Raw genomic sequence first — 23,777 nt, 5'->3', positions numbered from 1 at the left:
CCTGTCGACTTCGGGCGGAGCATCCAGCATGCAAGGAGCGGCGTCGACTCGCACCAGAACTGGCGAAGGGTGTGCTAGGTTACGTGCATGCACATGCAGGCACCTTCGAGCGGGCCGCTCCTGGGAGACATCAGCACCGCCTGGTCGAAGGTCGCCGCCTTCACCTCCGCGGTGGACGCGAGCCTCGACCGGTGGCTCTCGGACACCTATCGAGTCGGGCTCACCGAGTTCCGTGCCCTGGCCCTCGTCAGCCACGCGTCCGACAAGGAGCTGCGTGTCAACGATCTCGCACAGCAGGTCGGCCTGAACCAGAGCTCGGCGACGCGCCTGGTCAGCCGCCTGGAGACAAAGGGGTACATGCGCAGGGACCTCTGTGAGGACGACGGCCGCGGCGTCTATGCGGTCATCACCGAACAGGGCGAGGCGCTGGTGCAGCGTGCGCGGTCCCCCTACGAGGATCGCGTCACCGAGCTCCTGACCTCCGCCTCGACCCATTTCCCGAACACGGACACGGCGCAGCTCGGGCGCGCCCTCCAGGACGTCGAGGCGCTGCTCAAGCCCTGAGTCGCAGGCAGGCGCGTCGGCCACACCTTGACCCCACATACATGCATGTACAGACATTGAAGGTTGGTCACCATGAGCTGGCTCTACCTCGGCATCGCCGTCATCTTCGAGGTCGCTGTAGGCCTCGCCGCAGGCAAGGCTGAAGGCTTCAAGAACGTTCCGTGGACGATCGGCACGCTCGTCAGCGGCGCGATCGCCACCTTCTTCCTCAGCCTCACCCTGCTGACCTTCGACGTCGGCGTCGGATACGCCCTGTGGACCTCGCTGGCCGGCGTCGGGATCGTCGTCGTCGGCGCGCTCTTTCTCTCCCAGCGACTGACGTGGCAGAAGCTCCTGGGCATCGCCGTCGTCATCACCGGTGTCGTCGGACTCAACCTCGCCGGAACCGCGTAAGCCCACCCGCCCGACCACCGTAGGGACGCATCTGATGACTACCACCACACCCGTATCGGCACCGACGTCCACCCGTGGACGGACCGGCTCCTGGCTGGCTCTGCTCGTGGCCGGCTTCTTCGAGGTCGGCTACGCCCTCAGCGTGAACGGAAGCGAGGGGTTCACCCATCCCCTCTGGTCGACCGTCGCCATAGTGTTCTTCCTGTTCACCCTGTTCTTCCTCAGCGTCGCCCTGAAGAGGATCGACGTCGGGATCGGCTACGCCGTGTGGGCAGGCATCGGCGCGGTCGGCGCCGCACTCCTCGGCCCGGTCTTCTTCGACGAGACCCTGACCCTGGTCAAGGCGTTCTGGTTGGCAGTCATCATCGGCGGAGTCGTCTGGCTGAAGCTCTCCGACCGCGCCACGCCCTACTCCTCGTGAGAGAACACCAGACGCCGGTCATGCACGTCCGCCACGACCGACAGCAGGCTCGTCGACCGGGAGAAGGCGTGCGCCCGGATCACCACGAGCGCGTCGTCCGGGCTGACCCACAGCTGAGCGGCGACCATCCCGATGGCCTGGTTGAGCTGGTCGTCCTCGGTCCAGTCGGGCCCTCCGCCGTCCTCGTACAACGACGCCGCGACAGCGTCCGCGATGAACTGCAGGTCCTGCGCGCTGCGGCCTTCCGGATCGGCCGTCACATAGAGGCTGAACGCCCCGACGACGCCGCCGCCCGCCCGCATCGGCACCGCGTAGAGCGTCACCGCGCCGCCGGCCGACTCGGCCAGCTGGGAGAAGACGGAGTACTCGTCCGCGCCGTCGATATGCATGACCACCAGCCGGTCCTCGGCCATCGCCCGTTGCACGGGGCCCTCACCCAGGATCTTCTGCAGCGGCTCGAGCTCCTCGAAGACACCCGGGGTGCTCACCGCCACCCGCTCCCCCGACGCCGTCGAGAGGGTGAGAGCCCCGCCCTGCGCCCGGAAGGTGTCCACGCACGCCTCACACAGCCGCATCGACAACGGACGCTCGATATCGGCCTTGGCGAGCGACCGTGCGAACGAGGCCAGAAGCTGCGTCGGATCCACTGTGCATCACCCCCCTAGGCCACCCCAGTCTCACATCACACCGCTCCGGTCGCATGGCGCATTTCGCCTGCCTGCGGGTCACAGGTCCAAGGGTCTTACGAAATCTTGGGGATTTCATTTGTTCGACATTGCGTTGTTTGCGTTAAATCTCCTATAAAGGAAGCGATCGAGTCACGCTGGAGTGACTCGGCGGACCTTTGGGAGCAGCCCCATGAAGCTACGCCTGTTCCGCATCGTCGCCGTCATGGCGGCGACAAGCCTTGCCACGGTCGGGCTGGTGACGACGTCGGCCCTGCCGTCTTACGCCGCCGGCGAGTCCTACGTCGCCCTTGGCGACTCCTATTCCTCGGGCACCGGCACGAGGGCCTATATCGCCGACGGCACCCAGTGCCTGCGCTCGGTCTACGCCTACGCCAGCCTGACCGCGGCAGCCAAGAGCTACACCCTCAACCTCCGGGCCTGCTCGGGAGCAGTCGTGGCCGACGTGGCGAACACCCAGCTCAGCGCCCTGAGCTCGAGCACGAGGTATGTCACCATCTCGGTCGGTGGCAACGACGCCGGATTCGCCGACGTACTCAGCGAGTGCGCCCTCCCGGCGTGGGCGAGTGACTGTGCCGGGACGGTCGCCGCGGCGCGTGCGTTCATCTCCAACACCCTCCCGAGCCGGCTCAGCACGCTCTACGCCTCCATCAGGACGAGGGCGCCCGACGCGAAGGTGGTCGTCGTCGGCTACCCGAAGATCTTCATGGGTGAGGACTGCAACCTCGCGACCTTCTTCAGCCCGGAGGACCAGACGGCGCTCAACAACGCCGTCGTGCTCACCAACTCGGTCACCTCGACGGCCGCCTCCGCCAAGGGGTTCACCTTCGTGAACCCGGTCAGCCGGTTCACCGGCCACGCCGTGTGCGACTCGACCGAGTGGATCAACGGCTACTCGAGCCCACAGCAGGAGTCCTTCCACCCCAACCGCCTCGGCCACGCCAGCGGCTACACCCCGCTGGTCAGCGGCGTCCTGACCGGCGCGAGCGTCAGCGTGACCAGTGAAGTGCTCGCCGAGGCCGAGGACGGCGCTGCAGAGCAGGCGAATCTTCAGCGGAAGTACGCCGACGCCGACCGCAAGATCAAGCCGAAGCTCTTCCAGCCCCCGACCAAGGCTGGTCTGGAGGAACTGGCCAAGGAGAGGGGCATCGACTTCGACGCGTGGTGGGCCGAGGTGGGCAACGAGGCCTGATGGACTCTCGAACCTAGCCGGGCGACAGTTCGCGCAGGGCGGCGTCGGTGGAGCTGATCGCCAAGATCTCCTCCGCTGCCGACGGCGCCCTGCGCGAGGTGCGCCTCGACGCGGTCACCCAGCCGATCGGTCCAGGGCGTGGGTCATGAGCCGTCGATCAGCCGGACCGCGAGACCAGGATCGAACGTGCCGGCCGGGACGGACGGTGCGGTTCCGCACGGCCCGTCGGAGACGCCGGGGGTCTTGACCCACAGGCGCATCTCCGCGCCGCCGCCGCTCTGTGCGGTCACGCCGAGCCTGCGGCCGGCCGGGTTGCACCAGCCGTCGCCGTGACCGTTGCCGTTGCGGCTGGTGTCGACGACGAACGGCTTCGTCGCACCGAGGTAGCCGTTCACCGAGCTCGCGTAGCTGATCGACTCGCTGGTCGTGTAGAAGTTCGAGACGTTCACCGAGAAGCCGCGGATGTTGCCGATCCCGGCCTGGTTCAGCCGATAGGCGATCGTCGACGCGTTGGTCCAGCCCGCGTTCCCGGCATCGAGGTAGGCGTAGGTGTTCGGTGCCTTCTCCAGGAACATCTGGGTCGCGTAGAGCAACATGCCGAGCCGTTCCTCCTTCTGCGTCTGGGACATGCAGTCCATCCCGTTCAGCGCGTCCGGCTCGATGATCACCACTGCCGGCTTGCTGCCGATCCCCGCCGCGAAGCTGGAGATCCAGGTCCGGTACGCACTGACGCTGCCCGCACCACCACCGGAGTGGCCCGCGCAGATGTCCCGGTCCGGGATGTTGTAGGCGACCAGGACCGGCAGCTTGTCCTGCCCGTCCGCCGCTCCGACGTAGCCGGCCACCTTGGTGCCGATCGCGGCATCGTTGCCGAACCAGCGGGCGATCGGCTTGGACCCGATCGAGGTCTGGATCCGGAGCGCCCGGGCATCACCGGAGTTGTTGCGGGCCCAGGTCGCGGGCAGCGAGTCGGGATTGACGTAGAAACCACTGGTCAGACCGACCGGGTCGGCCGCCGCAGCGGGTGCGGCCGGCAGCAGGACGATGGTCGCCGCCAACACCGCGGCGAAGGTCTTCAGGATGCGCATTCCGGAGTCCTCTCTGACTCCCGAGCCCTTCCTCGTTGAAGGACTCCCGTTGGCGAGACGGTGGGCCACCCGCTACAGCCACGTCAATTCATCAGCGCCCTTCCGAGCAAGAACGATCGTGCCGGCGTAGCGCCCATCCACGTCACGACACGGCGGTGGCTCGCTCTCGGACGGGCGCCGCCGTCGGTCAGGGCCGATCGTCCGACGGCGGTCTCGAGGATCCCGAGTGCCACGCCTGCCAGAGCCTGCCGTAGGCGCCTCCCGCGTCGACGAGCTCGTCGTGAGTGCCGAGCTCGACGATCTCGCCGGCTTCCATGACAGCGATCCGGTCGGCGTCGTGCGCCGTGTGCAGCCGGTGGGCGATCGCGATGACCGTCCGGCCGTGCAGCACGGCCGCCAGTGATCGTTCTGTCCGTCGGGCGCTCCCGGGGTCGAGCTGTGCGGTGGCCTCGTCCAGGATCAGGGTGTGGGGATCGGCGAGCGCGACTCGTGCCAGGGAGAGCTGCTGGGCGCGGGCGCCGTCGAGGGTGATGTCGTGGCCGACCTCGGTGTCCAGCCCGTGGGGCAGGTCGACCACCCACACGGCACCGACCGCGTCCAACGCGGTGTGCAGCTCCTGATCTGTCGCGTCCGGCCGTGCGATACGCAGGTTGTCGCGCACGGTGTCGTGGAAGACGTGATGGTCCTGAGTGATGAGCACTACGTGCTCGCGCAGGTAGTCGGGCGGCAGGTCGGCGGCCGGTACACCCCCGATGGTCACCGAACCGGTGTGCGGCCGGTCGAGCCCGGCGAGCAGACGCGCGAGCGTCGACTTTCCCGCTCCGGAGGTTCCTACGATGGCCAGCCGCTCTCCGGGCTCCACCAGCAGATCGATCCCGTGCAGTACGTCGCGCGCTCCCGTGTAGCTGTAGTGAGCGTTGTTCACCCGGATGCGATCACCCTGCTCCTCGTCGCTGACGTCGCGACCCCCGGTGTGCGGCTGGGGCTCCGCGTCGGAGACGTCCGCCACGCCTTCGACTCGTGCGTAGGAGGCGGCGGCACCTTGGAGCTGCTCGACCGAGAACATCAGGGTCTCGAGCGGGCCGACGAGCTGGCGCAGGTACACCGTCGCGGTCACCACGACGCCGAGGCTGACCAGGCCGTCGGCGTACAGGATGCCGCCGATCAGCAGCACTCCGATCACGGGGAGCGCCAACGAGATCTCGGCCCACGGGAACAGGACAGTTCTCAGCCACAGCGTCCGCAGGTTCGCGGACCGCGCCCGAGTGATGGCGGCTTCCGCCGCCTGTCCCCGACGGCGTTCCAGCCCGAGCAGCTCGATCGTGCGAGCGCCCCTGGCGGTGCCGGCGACGACGTCGGCCAGCTCCCCGCGGGCCGCGGCGGCCTCCAGGTAAGCGGGTCTGGCGCGGTGCAGGTACCAGCGCACCGCCGTTCCGACACCGATCAGGCAGACGAGCCCGCACAACCCGAGCCGCGGGTCCAGGACGAGTACCGCGACCATGAGGAACAGGGCGTGGACGACCGCCACTAGAACTTCGGGTACCGCGGACCGCAGGGTCATCGCGACCAGGGAGGCATCGGTGCTCCCGCGCGCGATCAGATCGCCGGACGGCAGATGGTCCGCGACCCGTGGTGGCAGCGCCAGGACTCGCCGCAGGAATCGTTCACGGACGCGTGCCGCAGTACGTTCACCGAACCGGTAGCCGAGCTTGAGCGCCCACCACGAGAGCACTGTCTGCGCGATGGTGAACAGCAGCGCGCCGAGGGCCAGCCGGTCCACCGCGCTGAGCACATCAGCGGGTCCGGCCTGGATCGTGTCGATGATCCGGCCCAGCAGCCACGGGCCGGCCAGCCCTGTCGCCGAGGCGAGTCCGTTGACCACGACCACCGCCACCACAGCGCGGCGGTCCGCGCCCAGGTCACGGACCACCGCGGCCCGGACGCTGCCGGAACCCGCAACCGGCAGCTGCCTACTCATCGGCCGCGCCCTTGGCCCCGTCGCTGCCCTGGGGGCGGGACACCAGCTCGCGGTACTCGGGATCGCTGCGCAGCAGCTCGACGTGCGTCCCGACCGACGAGACCCGGCCGTCGACGAGGACGATGACCTCGTCGGCGCGGTCCAGCACGAGCGGCGACGTCGTCGTGATCACCGTCGTCCTGGTACGCCTGGCCTCGCGGAGCCGGTCGATCATCGTCGCTTCGGTCTTCGCATCGACCGCCGAGGTCGGGTCGACGGCGAGCAGGACGTCCGGCGCGGCGTACACGGCCCGAGCAAGACGGATGCGCTGCCGCTGCCCGCCGGAAAGATCACTGCCGCCGGCGGCGATCGCGGAGTCCAGACCGCCAGGCAGCGCTTCGACCACATCGTCTGCCACGGCCACGTGGAGGGCCTCGCGCACCCGGCTCTCGTCAGGATCCAGGCGTCCCGGGACGAGGTCGCGGACGCTGCCCGCGAATACCTCGGCATCGTGGTCGGCCACGACCATCCGGCTCCTGAGCTCGTCGCGGGCGACGCGGTCGATCCGTACGGCGGCCCACGTCACGCCCGATTCACGATCGGCGCCAAGGTGCCCGAGCCGCTCGATCACCGCGGTTGTCTCCCCCGGGCGCGCTGCCACCAGCACCGTGAACAGGCCGGGACGAACGGTGACGCCGGACGCTGGATCGACGAGCGGGCCACAGCCCGGTGGCAGCGAGGCCGGATGACCGTCGCCGTCCTGAGCGACCGGCAGCTCCAGCAGGCCGATGATGCGCCGAGCCGCCACCCGGGCGCGAGCGATGTCCCCACCGCTCTCGATGAGCGACGCCACAGGAACCACCAGCACCGCGACATAGCCGTAGACCGCGACGACGTCACCGATCGTGATCTCCCCAGCCGCGGCCAGCCGCGCCGACAACCAGACCACGACCGCCAGGAACAGCGCCGGCAGACCGCCTGACAGCGCGCCGACCCAGCTGGAGGGTCCGGCGACCCGATAGCCGCGATCCACGAGTCCTTGTGACTGCAGCTCGTAGCGCTCGGCCACGAACGCCTTCCCGCCGAGGCCGTTGAGCACGCGAAGGCCGCCCAGCACATCGACGAGCCGGGTCGTCAGCCGTCCCTGGTGCAGGCGGTACTCCCCACCCGTTCGCTCGATGCGTTGCAGCAGAGGACCCACAGCGACTGCGAGCAGCGGAACCCCTGCGAGGATCACGGCAGCCAGCAACGGTGAGATGGTGAACAGCATGACCGCGACGACGGCGTAGGCCACCACCGCGCCGATACCAGGCCCCGTGACGGTCAGCGCCTGCGCGACGATCTGGACGTCGGTGATGCCGATCGTCACGACCTCCCCGGCGCTCACCCGACGCGGCAGCGAGGCACCCAGGCGGGACGTGTGCCATACCGTCGCCCGGACCGAGCGGAAGGACGCATCCATCCGGACCTTGGTCATCGTGCGGTGCCGGGCGATCGCCAGCAGCGCGTTCAGCACGCTGACCGCCAGAAGGACCCCCGTCCAGCCGGCGACGACGACGGCGTCGCGGGCGACCAGTCCGTCGTCCACCACACGGGACAGCACCCAGGGCGGGATCGCGAGGCCGACCATCCAGCAGATCCCCAGCGCCGCACCGGAGGCGACGCGTCCTGCCTGCGATCGAACGAGCCAGGCGAGGAAACGGAAAGGGCCCCTCAGGTCACGGGCCGTCGGGGGCGACCAGGTCTCGGTCGTACGGTCCAGCCAGTCGCGAAGGCGCGCCATGCGTCACCCCCGTCGCTCGGCACCGTTGCTGGCCATCCGACAGATCCTCGCAGCAGCACGTCGATAGAGAAACCCATTTGTGATCGGCTTCACAAAGGACCCCGACGACGACGGCGGCCAGCACCGCCTGGTCGTCGGGCACCCGCGGGCCCGCGCGGTGGGGTCCATGAGCACGAACGCCATGCACGCTCTGCCGTACACGCCGCGCGGCGCGTTCGGCTCGGTCGCCGTGTGGTTGCGCCAGATGCTGGCCGCTCGCCGCAGGCCCAGCTCCAGCAGGACGTCGTCGAGCTCGTCGCCGCCCAGCAGGTAGCCGTACGGGTTGTGGTGATCGCAGGCGCGAGTGTCCAGATAGTGAGAGCTATGACCCGGACTCTGGTCAAGCTCCGAGCTGGCGCCTATACCTCGGCCTCATCAGGAGAACGACATCACGAGAACGACGTCGCGAGGAGCGCACCATGACCGCACAGCCCGCCGTGAACCTCGGCCTGTACGCGCTGGAAGACCTCCTGATGCGGCACTGCGGATCCGACGACGGATACCGCACCTGTCCGCCGGTCCGCACGGACCGCATCCACCACCGCACCGGTGACCGCACGGACCTCTGACCGCTCGCCCGTCACCTGACCGGGACCTCTCGCCCGAGATCCCACGAACAGCCCTGAGTCTCGGACCTCCCGACCGGCAGGGCCGCCCCGCCATACCCAAGAACTGACGATCGGACGACCCATGCCCCACAGACCTGCCGGCGTGGCCGCGAGCCGCGCGACCACCCACCGCCGCGCGACCACGACCACAGCCCTCGTCGCCGTCACGGCCCTCGTCCTGCTGGCCTCCGGCTGCGCCGCAGGCGCGGAGGCCAACGTCCAGGGCGGCCTCTCCCCCGCTGCGGCGCTGCCCACCGAGGTCCCCGCCGGTACGACCCTGGCGATCGGCGACCCGACGACGCAGAAGGCGTTCGAGCTGGCCGGCGACGAGATCGACTCGGACTTCGACTTCGAGATCGAGTGGGCCAACATCTCCGGCGGCCCGCAGACCATCGAGGCGTTCAACGCGGGTGCCCTGGACATCGGCGCGGTCGCCGAGATACCCCCGATCCATGCCGCCTGGACCGGCCTCGACGTGCAGATCTACGCCTCCCAGTACCGCCAGGACTGGCAGGAGTACCCGGTCTACGAGCTCGCGGGCGCTCCCGGCGTGGAGCTGGACGACTTGTCGGACCTCCGCGGCAAGAGGATCGCGTTCAGCCCCGGCCAGGCCCAGGGATCGCTCGTCCTGAAGTCCCTGCGATCGGCGGGGCTCAGGCAGGACGACGTCGAGCTGGTCGAGCTGCCCTCCACCGGCGACGTGTACCCGACCGCGCTCGCGGCAGGCGAGGTCGACGTCGCCCCCGTCGGCGGCACCGCGCTGCTGCGCTACCTCGACAAGTACGGGGCCGACGGCGCCACGTCGCTCCGGCACGGCCTGCGGGACGACCCCAGCCATCTCTACGGCCCGACCGACGTCGTGCGTGACCCGGCCAAGGCGGCCGCTCTGCGCCAGTACGTCGCCGCGTGGGCCCAGGCGCGGGTGTGGATCTACGAGAACCCCGAGATCTGGAAGGAGAAGTACTACGTCGAGGACCAGGGCCTGACCGACGACGACGCGCAGCACCTCATCGACACCGCGGCAAGGCCCGAGGTCCCGTCCGACCTCTCCGACGGGATCGAGCGCACCCAGGAGACGATCGACCTGCTCGCCGAGGAGCTCGACCGGCCGGCGCTGCAGGCCGCGGATCTCTTCGACGAGCGGTTCGGCCCGGTCGCGGGCGAGGCCGCCGAGCAGGCCTGGGGCACACAGTGACCGCCCTCGTCCAGACGAACCGAGTAGCCCTCGAGCGTCCGGTACGACAGCCGGCGACCGACGTCCGCCCCCGGATCCGCCGTCTCGGTCTGCGCAAGCCGGTGCCCCTGGCGGCCGGCTCGGGCATCGTGCTGCTCCTGGCGGTCTGGACAGTGGGCTCGGCCGCCGGACTCATCGACCCCCGCGTGCTGTCGGCTCCGTGGACGGTGGTGACAACGGGCGTGGACCTCGCAGTGGACGGCAACCTCCTGGAGAACCTGTGGGTCTCGCTGACCCGGGCCGCGCAGGGGCTGGTCTGGGGCGTGCTGGCCGGGGTCGTGCTCGCCCTCCTCTCTGGCCTGAGCCGCATCGGGGAGGCACTCCTCGACGGACCGATCCAGGTCAAGCGCGCCGTCCCGAACCTGGCCCTGCTGCCGCTGCTCATCCTGTGGTTCGGGATCGGCGAGGAGATGAAGGTGATCACCATCGCGCTCGGCGTGTTCATCCCGATCTACATCCACACCCACAACGGGCTGCGGTCGATCGACAAGCGGTACGTCGAGCTCGCCGAGACCCTCCGCCTCGGGCGCCGCCAGTTCGTCACACGCGTCGTCCTGCCCGGTGCGCTGCCCGGGTTCCTGCTCGGCCTGCGCTTCGCCGTGACCGGCTCGCTGCTCGCGCTCGTCGTCGTCGAGCAGGTCAACGGCACCGCCGGGATCGGCTACATGATGGAGCTCGCGCGCACCTACGGGCAGACCGAGGTCATCTTTGTCGGCCTCGTCGTCTACGGCGTCCTTGGCTACACCGCGGACTACTCCGTCCGGCTGCTGCAGAGGAAGGCGCTGACATGGCGACGCACGCTGGAGGACTGACCGCTGCCGGCACCGGAGACGGTGCCCACCTGGACGTGCGCGACCCGGCCGACGGCCGCCCCGCCGTCGTCGTGCGCGACCTGGTGCGGACCTACGGGACGCCCGCCGGGGTGCTCAACGGGCTCGACCTGGAGATCGCCGAGGGCGAGTTCGTCGCGATCCTCGGCCGGTCCGGGTCCGGAAAGAGCACCCTGCTGCGGGCGCTCGCCGGGCTCGACCACGACGTCCACGGGTCGGGGCAGGTCCAGGTGCCGCGCAACGTGTCCGTCGTCTTCCAGGACTCGCGGCTGCTGCCCTGGGCGCGGGTGCTCGACAACGTGGTGCTGGGGCACGAGGCCGCGCCGAACGAGGCCCGCGCGGCCGGCCGCGCCGCACTGGCCGAGGTCGGGCTCGGCGGACGTGAACGGGCCTGGCCGAACGAGCTGTCGGGCGGTGAGCAGCAGCGGGTGTCGCTGGCCCGGTCGCTGTCCCGCAGCCCGGAGCTCCTGCTCGCGGACGAGCCGTTCGGCGCGCTCGACGCGCTGACCCGGCTGCGCATGCACGACCTGCTCCGCGACCTGCTCCGGCGGCACCGGCCGACCGTCCTGATGGTCACGCACGACGTGGACGAGGCGATAGTGCTGGCCGACCGGGTGGTCGTGCTCGACGCGGGGCGCATCGTGCTGGAACGCCGTACCCCGTCCGCCACGACGCACGACGCCGTCGACCAGGACACGCACCGCACACTGCGCGCCGAGCTGCTCGACGCGCTCGGCCTGGACCGAGAGGACACCCCATGACCACGAACCACCGCCCCGGACGACTCAATCTCAACGCCTTCCTCATGAGCAGCGGCCACCACGAGGCGTCCTGGCGTCTGCCGGAGAGCAGCCCGGACGCGACCGGCCACGACATCGGCCACCTGCGCCGCCTCGCCCAGATCGCGGAGCGCGGGCGGTTCGACTCGATCTTCTTCGCGGACGGGCCGGGGCTGCAGGGCGACGTGGGGCGCCGTCCGGCGGGGACCCTTGACCCGCTCATCGTGCTCACCGCGATCGCGGCGGCGACCGAGCGGATCGGGCTCATCGCGACGGCGTCGACCACCTACAACTCGCCGTACAACCTGGCGCGGCGGTTCGCCTCGATCGACCACGTGTCCGCGGGCCGCGCGGGCTGGAACGTGGTGACGACGGCGGGTCCGGAGATCGCCCGGAACTTCGGCCTGGACGACCAGCCCGCGCACGCAGAGCGCTACGCGCGGGCCGCCGAGTTCCTCGACGTCGCGTTCAAGCTCTGGGACTCGTGGGAGGACGACGCGATAGTCGCCGACAAGGCCGCGGGCGTCTGGGCCGACAGCGCCAAGATCCATCCGCCGGAGCACGTCGGGCAGTACTTCTCGGTCGCCGGGGCGCTCAACGTGCCGCGGTCGCCGCAGGGCCGGCCGCTGATCGTGCAGGCGGGGTCGTCGGAGGACGGCAAGGACCTCGCGGCCCGGCACGCGGAGGCAGTCTTCACCGCCCACCAGAGCCTCGGGGACGCCCAGGCGTTCTACCGGGACCTCAAGTCGCGCGCCGTGGCCGCCGGGCGGGACGCCGACGGGGTGCGCGTCCTGCCCGGCATCGTGCCGGTGATCGGCGCGACCGAGGCCGAGGCCCTCGCGAAGGAGCGTGACCTCGACGAGCTCATCCTGCCCGAGTACGCGCAGCGCCAGCTCGCCCGCACGCTACGGCTGGCGCCCGAGGACCTGCCGCTGGACCGCGAGCTGCCGGCCGACCTGCCCGACGAGGACGAGATAGAGGGCGCCAAGAGCCGCTACACGCTGATCGTGCAGCTCGCGCGGCGCGAGCGGCTGACGGTACGCCGGCTCATCGGGCGGCTCGGCGGCGGGCGCGGGCACCGCACCTTCGCGGGCACCCCGGAGCAGGTCGCCGACGCACTGCAGGAGTGGTACGACGCCGAGGCCGCCGACGGGTTCAACATCATGCCCGCCGCGCTGCCGTCCGGCCTGGAGCAGTTCACCACGCACGTCCTGCCGATCCTGCGCGAGCGCGGGCTGTTCCGCAGCGAGTACGAGGGCACCACCCTCCGCGAGCACTACGGGCTGGCCCGCCCCGCCAACCGGTACGCCACGCTCCAGCGCACCACGACGGGAGCCTGACATGGCCGACGACATCCTCTGGTACATCCCCAACCAGACCCACCCGGGCCACCGCGGGGACGACGCCACCGCTGGACACAACAGCCTCGACACGCTGACCGAGCACGCCACGCAGCTCGAGAGGCACGGCTGGGACGGAGCCCTGCTGGGCACGAGCTGGGGCCGCCCGGACACGTTCACGGTGGCCACCGCGCTGGCCGCGCGGACGACGACGTTCGAGCCCCTCGTCGCCGTCCGGCCGGGGTACTGGCGGCCGGCCCACCTGGCCTCGGCTGCCGCCACGCTGGATCACCTGTCGGGCGGGCGCGTGCGCCTCAACATCGTGTCGGGCCAGGACGACCTGGCCGCGTACGGCGACGCCGAGGGCGACCAGGCGGACCGGTACGCGCGCACCAAGGAGTTCCTGCAGATCGTGCGGCGGCTGTGGACGCAGGAGTCGGTCACCTATGCGGGCGAGCACTTCCAGGTCACGGACTCGACGCTGGACCTGCGCCCGGCGGCCCGTCCGGGCCGCCCCCATCCGCGGCTCTACTTCGGCGGGGCGTCGGCGGCGGCCGAGCGGGTCGCCGCCACGGAGGCGGACGTGCAGCTCTTCTGGGGCGAGCCGCTGGACGGTATCGCGGAACGGATCGGCCGCCTACGCACCCTGGAGACGCAGCTGGGGCGCGAGCACGCGCCGCTGGAGTTCGGCCTGCGCATCACGACGCTCGTGCGGGACACGACCGAGGAGGCGTGGGCCGATGCCGAGGCGAAGGTCGCCCAGCTCACCGCCCGGGCGGACCACGAGCAGCCGGGTGGTCGCCGCTGGGGCAGCCCCTCCGCCGTCGGACAGCGGCGGCTGCTGGAGCTGGCCGAGCGCGGCGACGTCCTGGACGACATCCTGTACACGGCTCCGGGACGAGCCGGGGGCGGCGGTGCCGGGACCACCTGGCTCGTCGGGACGGCGTCCGAGGTCGCCGAGGCGTTGCGGAAGTACGAACGGCTGGGCGTGACCCACTTCGTGCTGTCCGACACCCCGTACCTGCCCGAGATCGAGCGTCAGGGATCGGAGCTGGTGCCCTTGCTCCGCGGGTAGGCACCTGGTCGGTCGGGCGGCAGCTCCCCGGCTCGGGGACCCTCAGGACGCCACTGTGATCGCGAACGGAGCGAGTCCGCGCGCCGCAATGAGATCGGGGACGAACAGGACCATCGCCTCCGGGCCGCGGGCGGTGCGGATGCCACCCAGGTCGAGGATCGAACCATGGCGCCACCCGAGGTCGTGCAGCAGCCCGGTGACGGTGGCCTTGGCGTCGGCGTGATCTCCGGACACGAACACCGTCGCAGGTGTGCTCAGGCTGCCGGGGTTCGCCATGACCGTGAACAACATGGTGTTGAGTGTCTTCACGACCTTCGTGTCCGGGAGGGCTTCCTGCAGCTTCTCCCCCAGGCTGGAGCCCGGATAGGTCAGCGTCCCTGGCATCCCGTTCTCGCCACGCTCGACCCCGTTGCTGACGTCGACGAGGATCTTGCCGGCAAGCTCCTCCCTCATTGCCGAGAGACGCTCCAGGGAGGTTTCGCCCGGGGTGGCATTGAGGACGAACGTCCGCATCCGGTTCCTCGCCGAGACCAGCACCGACACGGAAGGGCTGCGCACCGGACGCACAGACATCGAGATCGGGTCGACCGCAGGGACCACCGCAGACGTGGAATCGCGGACGATCGCCACGAGCAGCTTCGTCGTCGCGATGCGCAGCGACCACCCCCTGGCCGGCGAGCCGGTCACCGCCGCGGCGTACGCCGCGGCCACGCACGTGAACGTCTCCCGGCGCGGACGACTCGCGGACCCTGTCGACGACGCTCTCCGCGAGCTGAACCTTGTCCGCACGGTGAGAGCGACCGCGCCTACCAGCACCGCCGCCCTGCGCATCGTCCACACCACAGGCTGCGTGACGACCGTTCCCGAGTGGTTCTGCCAGCAGGACATCGACGCACTCGGCCTGACCACCGCGCCTCTGCCGCTCGCGATACCCGAGCTGTCCCTCACGGTCAGCTGGCACGCGCGCAACAGTGGAGACGCCGCCCACAGCTGGATGCGCGACACGACCGTCGCAGAGCTGCGTGCGCTGGTGAGCGACCAGCCTGGTCACGCAGGGGACCCACACGCCTGATCGGGTCGCTCGGCGGTGAGCAGCGGGAGGTCGAACTCGGGGTCATGGGTGAGGACGCACATCTGCCCTGGATCCCGGGGATCACGGGGAACTGGGCGCTCCTACGGGACGCGGGGTCGGCAGCAGCAACGAATGTCGACCAGGGTCGAGGTCCCGGACCGGCAGCCCAGGAAGCTCGAGCACGCCCGCAGCCCCCGTCGGCACCACGAGTTCGATCTGAAGGCCATCGACACCGTGTTCCCACCGGATGGAGGCGCGCCCATAGGGAGTCTCATGAGCCGCGGTCGCCCAGAGCAATCCGCTCTCGACCCCAGGTCGGAACCTGATTCGGCGCCATCCGGGCTCGGCGCAGGCGATCCCGGCGACCTCACGGTGCATCCAGTCGGCAACCGCACCGAAGGCGTAGTGATTGAACGAGGTCATGTCACCCGGGTTCACCGACCCGTCCGGGAGCAGGCTGTCCCAACGCTCCCACACCGTCGTGGCACCCATCGTGACCGGATAGAGCCAAGAAGGCACCGTGCGCTGCTGGAGGAGTGCGTGAGCGGTGTCCCGGTGACCCGTCCTGGTCAGGGCGTCCAGCAGCACCGGGGTTCCCAGGAAGCCGGTCGTGAGGTGATGGCCCGCCTCTTGCACGAGGACCGCCAGACGGTCCCCCGCCGCCGGTAGCTCGTCCTCGTCAAAGAGGCCGAACATGATCGCAAGAGCGTAGGCGGCCTGGGAGTCGGAGGCCAGACGGCCTGGCCCGGTCCGGTATGCCGTACGGAATCCGCGCCGTGCGGCGGCTGCCCGCGCCTCGAGCTCTGCGACGTCGTCCGGCCGGACCCGCTGCGCGGTGGCGGCGAGCACGTCGGACGAACGAGCGTAGTAGGCAGTAGCCACGAGGTGGGGGTCCGTGAGCCCTCTCGCGGGGTCGTCCGGGGGCGCCGAGGGATCGAGCCAGTCCCCGAGCTGGTAGCTCTGGTCCCAGACGTGATGCTCGCCGGCAAGTCGGTTCTGGAGATCGGCCCAGGCACGCGCACTCGTGTACTGCCGTTCCAGTACGCCGGTGTCGCCGAAGCGTTCGCCGAGCGTCCAAGGGATCTGTACGGCCGCGTCGCCCCAGCCTGCGCCGGGCCGTGGAGGAGTCCATTGCTCCCCGCCGGGTATGGCGGGCACGTACCACGGCACGGTGCCGTCGGGCAGCTGTTCCGCGCTGACGTCCTGGAGCCAGGAGGACAGCAGCCCGCCGCACTGGTACAGGAAGGTGCTGGTCGGGGCGAAGACCTGGATGTCGCCTGTCCAGCCGAGGCGTTCGTCGCGCTGTGGGCAGTCGGTGGGCAGGTCGACGAAGTTGCCACGCATGCTCCACACGACGTTGTCGTGCAGTCGGTTGAGGTCGGCGTCCGACGTCTCGAACCATCCAGTCCGTCTCATGTCGGTGTGGAGCACCCGGGCCCATATCGCGCCCTGGACGTCTCGGTCACCCCACCCGGTGATCTCGGCATACCGGAAGCCGTGGATGGTGAATCGTGGTTCCCAGCTCTCAGGACCGTCGCCTCGCAGGGCGTAGGAGTCGGTCGAGTACGCGCCGCGAAGGGGCCGGGTGCAGAGCTCGCCGTCGTGGTCGAGGACTTCGGCGTGCCGGATGCGGATGACGTCGCCGGGACTCCCCTGCACCGATATGTGCAGGCGACCGACGAGATTCTGGCCGAAGTCGAGGACGATCCGTCCGTCGGCACGACGATCGACCGCAGTCGGGTGCAGCTCTTCCGTGCACCGCACTGGTGGGCCGAGCGGTGCGACGAGGGTCGTGAGGTCGATCCGTCGTGGGCCGACCGGCGTCCACTCCGGGTCGCCGAACCCGGGACTGGACCACCCGCGCGGCTCTGTGGCGGCGTCATGATGTTCGCCCTCCAGCAGCCCGCTCGACTGGATGGGGCTCCTGGCGCAGAGCCATGACTCGTCCGTCGCGAACACGAGACGCCGCCCGTCCGACAGCGTGACCTCCAGCTGGGCCAGGTACGCGGTCTGGTCGCCGTAGAGGTCGACGTGTCCCCCGTCGAAGCCCAGCCGACCTCGGAACCAACCGTCCGCGAGCCATGCCCCCATCGCATTCCGACCACTCCGAACCAGGTCGGTCACGTCGTAGCTGTAGTAGCGAAGCCGGCTGCGATAGCTCGTCCAGCCCGGCGAGAGCTCGTCGTCGCCTACTCGGGCGCCGTTGATCTCGGCCTGGTAGAGACCGTGTGCGGTCGCATACAGCCGCGCTCGTACAACGGTTCCAGTGATCTCGAACTCGGTCCTGAGGAGCGCAGGGGGCCGAGCGTCCTGGGAATCCTCGCTCCAGCCCACGCCGATGGGGGTCGCTACCCAGTCCGAGGGCTGGAGCAGGCCGGCCTCGATCGTGGTGGGGGGACTCCACTCGCTCCGGTCACCGCCCTCACCCCACACACGCACCGAGAGCTCACCACGGTCCCGTGACTCGAGGGCCTCGAACGGCCAGGCGACCAGCACGGAGTCACCCGTCACGATCTCGTGGAGCCAGGTCCGTCCGTTGAGCTGGAGCCGCAGCTCCACCCCGACCTGTGCCCATCCCGACGGGGCGCTCGTGACCCAGCTGACACGCGGCAGCGCTTCACCGATCCCGAACGGGACACGGTGGTGCTCGATGGTCGGTCGATGAGGCCGCGCCGCGGTCAGGCGCACTTCATCTGTCCGGATCTGGGCATGGGGATGCTGAGGCATCGGTTCTCCGGTCATTGGTCGGGTCAGCCCTTGACGGAGCCGGCGGTCAGGCCCTTCATGACCCGCTGGTTGAGGAACAGGTACAGGACCAGCACCCCGAGGACGTTGATGCAGATCGCGGCGAAGAGCGGGCCGTAGGCGGTCTGACCGAACTCTCCGGAGAAGGTCAGGAGCCCGACCTGGATGGTCCGCAGGTCCCGTCCGGTGATGAAGGTCAGCGCGATCAGCAGGTCGTTCCAGATGAAGAAGAACTGCACCAGAGCGACCGTGAACACCGCGTTGCGCACCATCGGGAATCCGATCGACCAGAAGGACCGGAGGACGGAGGCCCCGTCCAGCGCCGCGGCCTCGAACACCTCGCGAGGCACTGCCCGGAAGTACGTCGCCATCATGAAGACGGTCAGAGGTAGCCCCGTCGCGGTGTAGGTGATGATCAGGGGCCAGAGCGTGCCCGCGAGCCCGAGCTCGAAATAGGCGGTGAAGAGTGGCAGCAGGATCATCTGACCCGGGACCATGATCCCGACCAGGAAAGCGAGGAGCACCTGGTTGCGCCCTTTCCACACCAGCACCTCAAGTGCGAAACCGGCCGCCACGCCGAAGACGATGATGAGAGCCAGGGAAGGCACTGTGGCGAGGAGGCTGGTGCGGATGTACGAGCCGACGTCGCCCTCGGTCCATGCCGCGACGTAGTTGTCGAAGTTGACCTGCGACGGCAGCGCCCAGCTGGGCTCGGTGAGGAACTCGTTCTGGGTCTTGAAGGAGCCGAGGACGAGCCAGACCAACGGATAGATCTCGATCACCAGCAGTACGGCGACCAGGATGCGGACCGGCAAGGCGCGCAAGATCTTCGAGATCCGGCGCGTCCTGGCTGTCACGGCACGGGGCGTTCTTGCCGTTGCGTCGACCGTGAAGGTCTTGGTGGCGCTCATCGTGCTGCCTTCGTGATGTCGTCGCGGGAGCTGCGGAAGATCAGGAGCGTGACTCCAAGGCACAGGACCGTCAGCACGAGCGCGATCGTGCTTCCGTAGCCGTACTCGCCGTAGGTGAACGACGTCTGGAACATGTACAGCGTCAACGGGGTGGTCGAGTCCCCGGGTCCGCCGTTCGTCAGGGCCAGAACGGAGTCGAAGACCTTCAGGGTGCCGTTGATGCTGAAGATCACCGAGGACAGCAGAACGGGGAGCGACAGGGGCAGGACTATGTGCCGCACGAGCCGCCAGCCGCTGGCGCCGTCGAGCCGTGCGGACTCGATGACGTCCTCGGGGATGTCGACGAGACCGGCGTACAGCAGCACTGCGTAGAAGCCCATCGAGCGCCAGATGTCCATGATCACGATCACCCAGAAGGCCGTCTCAGGGCTGCCGAACCAATCGACGCTCGCGATACCGAAGACGTTCAGCAGCTCGTTGACGAGCCCGTCCCTCGGCGCGATGGCGAACAGCTGCTGGAACATGAGCGCAACGGCGACCGTCGGCAGGACGACAGGGAAGAACACGAGGGTTCGCACGATCACCGAGGCCCGCCGCAACGCGAACACATAGAGCAGAGAGAGCAGGTACCCGAGGAGCACCTGACCGACGGTGATCACGATCGCGTACCTGATCGTGAAGCCGAGCGCCGAGAGGATCCGTGGGTCACCGGCGAGTGCGGCGATGTTGTCGAACCCGACGTACTCGAAACCGAAGAGGGCATTGCCGTCGAAGAGCGTGAGTGCGAGCGACCACAGCACGGGCGCCAGCATGACGAGTGTGTAGACCAGTAGTGCTGGCCCGAGAAGGATGGCGATCGCTTTCCGATCGCCGAGGACGTTGTGCATGAGTCTCTCTACCTAAGCCGCAGGTCGGGGCGGCGACGCCTGGTGGCGCCGCCGCCGGGTGGCACCCGGAACGACACCGGTCGACTACTCCGAGTCGAGGTCGGCCTGAACCTTGGCCATGAACTCCTCGGCGGAGAGAGCGCCGGTCACGAGGGGCGCCGCGTTCTGCTGACTCGTCGTCGTCGCCTTCGCACCGAACAACGCCTCGAACCACAGCGTGCTCTCGGTAGTGCTGGAGATCGTGTCCTGGACGAGCTCCGTCAGCGGCGGGACGCCGCTCACCTCGTCGTTGACCGTGAAGCCGGAGATCGTGCCCTGCTCACCGAGCGACGTCGAACCGTAGTTGTCCACGATGCATCCGAGCCACGCGCCCACCTCCTCGTTGTAACCGTTCGCGGAGACCGCGATCGGCAGGCCGACGTTGGCGGGAATCTGGTCGGCAGTGCCTGCTCCGCCCTCGACCTCGGGCAGCGGGAAGAACCCGATGTTGTCCTCGCCGATCTGGTTCTGTGCCGGATCGTTGAACGCTCCGAGCGCCCAGCTGCCCATGTAGAACATCCCGGCCTCGCCGGTCAGGAACTGCGCGACAGAGGTGTCGTAGTCGATCGACCCGACGCCTTCACCGAAGTAGCCCGCTGCGCCGAGGTCCGCGATCGCCTGAGCGGCGGCCACGTACTCGGGATCGGTCAGCTTGGCCTCGCCGTCAGCGACCTCCTGGAGCGCGTCGGGGCCGAGCTCGCGATAGAGGTAGCCGCTGACGAGACGGGTGATGGGCCACCCCTGCTCGCCCGAGGCCGAGAGTGCGGTGACACCGGCAGCGTCGAGGGTCGCAGCGGCGTCGACGAACTCGCTCCACGTGGCGGGCACGTCGATCCCGTTCTCCGCGAAGAGTTCCTTGTTGTACCAGACGCCTTCGATGTTGAACTGGTAGGGCAGCACGATGAGCCCGCCGTACAGGTTCTCGATGGTCGAGATGGCCGCCGGCTCGATGCCGTCGCGCACACCGAGGTCGGTGAGGGCCTGCTCCAGGTCGAGCGTCTGGCCCGCTTCATCGAGCTGCTTGGTGACGACGGGCGACCCGCTCGCCGCGAACTGCGCGGGGAGCGCATCCTGCCCGCCGCGGAGCTGCAGCTGCTGGTCGAGCCCGGACTGCGGGGTCGTCTCGATCTCGAGCGGCAGGGCGCCGTTCTCGGCCGAGCACGCGTTCTCGCTGAGCGAGGTGAGGGCGTCCTGCACGATCTGGTTGTCGTCGTTGATGAGCAGCCCGAACGAGTCGACACCACCGTTGCTGTCTGCGGCACTGCCCGAGCCACCACCTGCGCAGCCGGCAAGGGCCACCACGATCGTGGCGACGGCCGCGGTCATCCCTGGTCGCCATGAGCGACGCGTGCGTCGGTTGTCCACAATTCCTCCTTGAAGTGCAGCACACGCTCGATTGAAGCGCTTAAAGGCTGACCTTAGGCCGATCCGCGAAAACGTGTCAACCGCGTTCACCCGCGATCGCGGGGGTCAACTCAGGGTCTTGTTGAAACGCTTAACACCCAGTAGCGTCCCGCCCCGTGTGCGAGATGCCGCACACGCCGTACATACGGGGACAAGGGAGTCACACCGATGAGACATGCCTTCGGACGCGCGCACACCTGGTGGATCACGACGCTCGTCACCATCCTGTCGCTGGTAGCGGCGGCGCTCACCGCTACGCCGGCAGCCGCCCTCACGGGACAGACCCGGTTGCACGACCCCACTGTGATCAAGGTGGGCAGCTGCCACTACGCCTTCTCCACCGGGTTCGAGAACGACTCCCAGAACCCGTCGGGGTCGATCACTATCTACCGCACGTGCGACTCGACAGCGGCGACCGGCTGGACCAAGGTCGGCAACACGTGGTCGTCGACGCCCGCGTGGATCACGCAGGAGCTGGGTTCGACGCCACCGAACATCTGGGCCCCGGACGTCAACTACTTCGACGGCGAGTACCACCTCTACTACGGCGCCTCCCTCTGGGGCACCGCGGATGCGGCGATGGGACTGCTGACCGCGACCAATCCTGCTGGGCCCTGGACCGACCGCGGGATGGTGACCGACGTGAACTACCCGATCGACCCCGATGTGGTCCGGGGCGGGGACGGAAGGCTCTACGTCTCCTGGGGATCCTGGACAGGAGGGGCCAGCTACCTGCACGTCCTGGACGAGGGCACCGGCAAGCTCTCGACATCGGACCACAACCTGTGGAGGGTCGCCACGGGCGTCGAGGGCGTCTCGATCGTCCAGGACGGCGGCTACTTCTACATGTTCGGCTCCAAGGGCGCGTGCTGTTCGGGGACGAGCAGCACCTACTACACGGTGGTTGCCCGAGCGACCTCCGTCACCGGCCCCTACTACGACCAAGCAGGGCAGGACATCGCCAACGGCGGCGGGACGGTCGTCATGCGTGGGGCCAGTCCACGAGTCGCTGCCGGCGGCGCCGACGTCTACGCGGACGGGTCGGCGAAGTACCTCGCCTACCACTACTACGACGCCGCGAATGGCGGGCGCGAGACCTTGGACGTTCGACCGCTGACCTTCAGCGGCGGCTGGCCCGTTCTGGGCACTGCGCTAGGCAGAACCGACGTGGTGATGCAGGTGCAGCACAGCTCCATGTGCCTCGATGTCTGGGAGCAGAGCACTCAGAACAACGCCGCGGTCAACCAGGGCAACTGCAACGGGGGCGCCAACCAGGGCTGGCGCCTCGTGGCGAGCGGCGGAGCCCACCAGATCGTCAACGTCAACAGCGGCAAGTGCCTGCAGCCGCAAGGAGCGAGCACCACCGCCGGAGCAGCGATGGTGCAGGTCGACTGTGCGGGCGTGTCCGCCCAGCGCTGGACCATCACCCCGACCGTCGGGGCGTACGCGTCCGTCCGAAACGCGGGATCAAACCTCTGCCTCGAGGTCTACGGAAGCTCCGGCACGAACGGGGCAGCCGCGAGCCAGTGGTCGTGCAACGGTGGCGCCAACCAGAACTGGCTGCGCGGCTAGCGGCGGTGGGGCGTTGAACGGGAGTCCTGTTCAACGCCCCATCCCGTCCCTGGCGGTCAGGCGCCCTTGGCCCTGAGCAGCTCAGTCGATGACGCACCGAACGTGCTGTCCCGAGCAATGAGAGACGGGTGGAGAACCACTGTCCGATGGCGATGCACGCCTGGGTCCGCCGTCATCTCCTCGATGAGGAGCTCCGCTGCTGCCTGCCCCATCTCGACCCCGGAGAGCTGCACTGTCGTGAGCGCGACCGGACCGCCCTGTGCAGTTCGGTTGTCCTCGCAACCGACAACCGAGATGTCCTGTGGAACGCGCGCCTCGGTCTCGAGCCGGAGCCCTTCGATCAGGCCGTTGCCGAGCTCATCGGCCACGGCGACCACGCCGTCGGGCAGATCTCCGAGCCGGCGCGCGGAGAGATCGCGCGCGACGCTCAGACCGTTCGGGAACTCGAGCCCTCCGGCATCGATCTCCTCGAGTGTGACGCCCGGCGCCGACTGCACCGCACGCCTGACGCCTGCACGGCGCGCCTGCACGGGCTGGTAGTACTCCCGTCCAGCGAGGAATGCCAGGCGGCTTCGCCCCCCTTCGATCAGGTGGCGTGCCGCGAGGTAGCCCACCTGCTCGTTGTCCACAAGGACCGTGCAGCAGTCGACGTCCGGCTGCTGGAAGTTGAGGACGACAATCAGGCGACCGTGAGCACGGATTCTCTCGATGCCCGACCGAGAGTCCTCCATGGGGGCGAGGAGCACGCCCCTGACACGGGCCTCGTCGAACAGGTCGAGATAGTCGTCCTGACGGCGGAGATCGCACGCAGCGTTCCCGAGGAGCAGTCGGAGCCCGGAGGCATCCGAACCCTGCTGGGCGCCGTGGGCCATGTCGACGAACAGAGAGTTGTCGAGGTCCGCAAGGACCATACCGACCGTGCTGGCCGATCCGGTAGCGAGCGATCGGGCGACGTCATTGCGCACGAACCCCAGCTCCCCGATGGAAGCCCGCACACGTTCGGCAGTCGCCGCAGCGACCTTCTCAGGGCGGTTGATGACGTTCGACACCGTCGCGATCGAGACGCCGGCGTGCCGCGCCACATCGGACATGCTCGGGTTGATCTTCGCCCTCGGCACAGGCATCCAGCCTCCTTCCAGTGAGCAGAGGGTATAACGC

General features: G+C 69.1%; 23 protein-coding genes. 13 read left to right on the top strand and 10 right to left on the bottom strand.

All coding sequences use genetic code 11. The features are described 5' to 3' along the window. Window positions 1–87: 87 nt before the first annotated feature. The 3 genes from AB0F70_RS09380 (at window position 88) to AB0F70_RS09370 (ending at window position 1,378) form a co-directional block, all read left to right on the top strand. Window positions 88–564, top strand: coding sequence for a MarR family transcriptional regulator (locus AB0F70_RS09380; RefSeq protein WP_357446621.1), 477 nt, complete (start codon window positions 88–90; stop codon window positions 562–564). 72 nt (window positions 565–636) lie between these two features. Further along, window positions 637–957, top strand: a complete 321-nt coding sequence (locus AB0F70_RS09375) for an SMR family transporter (RefSeq protein WP_357446618.1) — start codon at window positions 637–639, stop codon at window positions 955–957. Window positions 958–991: 34 nt separating this feature from the next. Beyond that, window positions 992–1,378, top strand: coding sequence for a multidrug efflux SMR transporter (locus AB0F70_RS09370; RefSeq protein ID WP_357446616.1), 387 nt, complete (start codon window positions 992–994; stop codon window positions 1,376–1,378). Here the strand turns inward: AB0F70_RS09370 and AB0F70_RS09365 are convergent. Continuing rightward, window positions 1,366–2,025: a GAF domain-containing protein gene (locus tag AB0F70_RS09365; RefSeq protein ID WP_357446613.1), complete on the bottom strand. Its 660-nt coding sequence runs from the start codon at window positions 2,023–2,025 to the stop codon at window positions 1,366–1,368. The two genes, AB0F70_RS09370 and AB0F70_RS09365, sit on opposite strands and share 13 nt — an antisense overlap. Window positions 2,026–2,236: 211 nt before the next feature. Between AB0F70_RS09365 and AB0F70_RS09360 the strand changes: the two genes are divergently transcribed. Beyond that, window positions 2,237–3,256: an SGNH/GDSL hydrolase family protein gene (locus tag AB0F70_RS09360; RefSeq protein ID WP_357446610.1), complete on the top strand. Its 1,020-nt coding sequence runs from the start codon at window positions 2,237–2,239 to the stop codon at window positions 3,254–3,256. A 143-nt stretch (window positions 3,257–3,399) separates the two neighbouring features. Here AB0F70_RS09360 and AB0F70_RS09355 read toward each other — a convergent pair whose 3' ends face one another. The 3 genes from AB0F70_RS09355 to AB0F70_RS09345 all read right to left on the bottom strand — a co-directional run bounded on the left by AB0F70_RS09355 (window position 3,400) and on the right by AB0F70_RS09345 (window position 7,931). Beyond that, window positions 3,400–4,344 carry a glycoside hydrolase family 6 protein gene (locus AB0F70_RS09355; RefSeq protein ID WP_357446607.1) on the bottom strand — a complete coding sequence of 315 codons (945 nt, stop codon included), beginning with the start codon at window positions 4,342–4,344 and terminating at the stop codon, window positions 3,400–3,402. 187 nt (window positions 4,345–4,531) lie between these two features. Then, a complete protein-coding gene (locus AB0F70_RS09350) occupies window positions 4,532–6,322 on the bottom strand; it encodes an ABC transporter ATP-binding protein (protein WP_357446604.1) in 1,791 nt (596 codons plus the stop codon). After that, complete coding sequence (locus tag AB0F70_RS09345; protein ID WP_357446601.1) at window positions 6,315–7,931, bottom strand: ABC transporter ATP-binding protein; 1,617 nt, start codon at window positions 7,929–7,931, stop codon at window positions 6,315–6,317. The genes AB0F70_RS09350 and AB0F70_RS09345 overlap by 8 nt, the downstream gene beginning before the upstream one ends. 232 nt (window positions 7,932–8,163) lie before the next feature. On the opposite strand from AB0F70_RS09345, the gene AB0F70_RS09340 reads away from it, so the two are divergent. The 7 genes from AB0F70_RS09340 (at window position 8,164) to AB0F70_RS09310 (ending at window position 13,989) form a co-directional block, all read left to right on the top strand. After that, complete coding sequence (locus tag AB0F70_RS09340; protein WP_357446598.1) at window positions 8,164–8,397, top strand: hypothetical protein; 234 nt, start codon at window positions 8,164–8,166, stop codon at window positions 8,395–8,397. Between the two features lie 145 nt (window positions 8,398–8,542). Beyond that, the gene (locus AB0F70_RS09335; RefSeq protein ID WP_357446595.1) at window positions 8,543–8,692 is read left to right on the top strand and encodes a hypothetical protein; all 150 of its coding nucleotides are present in this window, start codon (window positions 8,543–8,545) and stop codon (window positions 8,690–8,692) included. A gap of 121 nt (window positions 8,693–8,813) precedes the next feature. Next, window positions 8,814–9,926: a PhnD/SsuA/transferrin family substrate-binding protein gene (locus AB0F70_RS09330; RefSeq protein ID WP_357446592.1), complete on the top strand. Its 1,113-nt coding sequence runs from the start codon at window positions 8,814–8,816 to the stop codon at window positions 9,924–9,926. Beyond that, complete coding sequence (locus tag AB0F70_RS09325) at window positions 9,923–10,777, top strand: ABC transporter permease (protein WP_357446589.1); 855 nt, start codon at window positions 9,923–9,925, stop codon at window positions 10,775–10,777. The genes AB0F70_RS09330 and AB0F70_RS09325 overlap by 4 nt, the downstream gene beginning before the upstream one ends. After that, window positions 10,753–11,556, top strand: a complete 804-nt coding sequence (locus AB0F70_RS09320; RefSeq protein ID WP_357446586.1) for an ABC transporter ATP-binding protein — start codon at window positions 10,753–10,755, stop codon at window positions 11,554–11,556. Before AB0F70_RS09325 ends, AB0F70_RS09320 begins: the two co-directional genes overlap by 25 nt. Beyond that, window positions 11,553–12,914, top strand: a complete 1,362-nt coding sequence (locus tag AB0F70_RS09315; RefSeq protein ID WP_357446583.1) for an LLM class flavin-dependent oxidoreductase — start codon at window positions 11,553–11,555, stop codon at window positions 12,912–12,914. Before AB0F70_RS09320 ends, AB0F70_RS09315 begins: the two co-directional genes overlap by 4 nt. 1 nt (window position 12,915) lies before the next feature. Continuing rightward, the gene (locus AB0F70_RS09310) at window positions 12,916–13,989 is read left to right on the top strand and encodes an LLM class flavin-dependent oxidoreductase (RefSeq protein ID WP_357446580.1); all 1,074 of its coding nucleotides are present in this window, start codon (window positions 12,916–12,918) and stop codon (window positions 13,987–13,989) included. A gap of 42 nt (window positions 13,990–14,031) precedes the next feature. Here AB0F70_RS09310 and AB0F70_RS09305 read toward each other — a convergent pair whose 3' ends face one another. Next, complete coding sequence (locus tag AB0F70_RS09305; protein WP_357446577.1) at window positions 14,032–14,442, bottom strand: hypothetical protein; 411 nt, start codon at window positions 14,440–14,442, stop codon at window positions 14,032–14,034. A gap of 34 nt (window positions 14,443–14,476) precedes the next feature. Between AB0F70_RS09305 and AB0F70_RS09300 the strand changes: the two genes are divergently transcribed. Then, the gene (locus tag AB0F70_RS09300) at window positions 14,477–15,061 is read left to right on the top strand and encodes a LysR substrate-binding domain-containing protein (protein ID WP_357446574.1); all 585 of its coding nucleotides are present in this window, start codon (window positions 14,477–14,479) and stop codon (window positions 15,059–15,061) included. Between the two features lie 81 nt (window positions 15,062–15,142). Here AB0F70_RS09300 and AB0F70_RS09295 read toward each other — a convergent pair whose 3' ends face one another. From AB0F70_RS09295 to AB0F70_RS09280, 4 genes are all read right to left on the bottom strand, one after another. Further along, window positions 15,143–17,788 carry a family 78 glycoside hydrolase catalytic domain gene (locus tag AB0F70_RS09295; protein ID WP_357446571.1) on the bottom strand — a complete coding sequence of 882 codons (2,646 nt, stop codon included), beginning with the start codon at window positions 17,786–17,788 and terminating at the stop codon, window positions 15,143–15,145. 23 nt (window positions 17,789–17,811) lie between these two features. Beyond that, window positions 17,812–18,717 carry a carbohydrate ABC transporter permease gene (locus AB0F70_RS09290; protein ID WP_357446568.1) on the bottom strand — a complete coding sequence of 302 codons (906 nt, stop codon included), beginning with the start codon at window positions 18,715–18,717 and terminating at the stop codon, window positions 17,812–17,814. After that, a complete protein-coding gene (locus AB0F70_RS09285) occupies window positions 18,714–19,529 on the bottom strand; it encodes a sugar ABC transporter permease (RefSeq protein WP_357446565.1) in 816 nt (271 codons plus the stop codon). Before AB0F70_RS09285 ends, AB0F70_RS09290 begins: the two co-directional genes overlap by 4 nt. Before the next feature lie 159 nt (window positions 19,530–19,688). Continuing rightward, window positions 19,689–20,969, bottom strand: coding sequence for an extracellular solute-binding protein (locus AB0F70_RS09280; RefSeq protein ID WP_357446562.1), 1,281 nt, complete (start codon window positions 20,967–20,969; stop codon window positions 19,689–19,691). Window positions 20,970–21,215: 246 nt separating this feature from the next. On the opposite strand from AB0F70_RS09280, the gene AB0F70_RS09275 reads away from it, so the two are divergent. After that, a complete protein-coding gene (locus tag AB0F70_RS09275) occupies window positions 21,216–22,619 on the top strand; it encodes an RICIN domain-containing protein (RefSeq protein WP_357446559.1) in 1,404 nt (467 codons plus the stop codon). Between the two features lie 56 nt (window positions 22,620–22,675). On the opposite strand, the gene AB0F70_RS09270 is transcribed toward AB0F70_RS09275, so the two are convergent. Next, window positions 22,676–23,743 carry a LacI family DNA-binding transcriptional regulator gene (locus AB0F70_RS09270; RefSeq protein ID WP_357446556.1) on the bottom strand — a complete coding sequence of 356 codons (1,068 nt, stop codon included), beginning with the start codon at window positions 23,741–23,743 and terminating at the stop codon, window positions 22,676–22,678. Window positions 23,744–23,777: the final 34 nt, after the last annotated feature.

This window comes from Promicromonospora sp. NPDC023805 (assembly GCF_040639635.1).
In the GTDB taxonomy this organism is placed as follows: Bacteria; Actinomycetota; Actinomycetes; order Actinomycetales; family Cellulomonadaceae; genus Promicromonospora.
The sequence above is the reverse complement of the archived record's forward strand: the minus strand, read 5'-3'. Positions and strand labels throughout refer to the sequence as shown.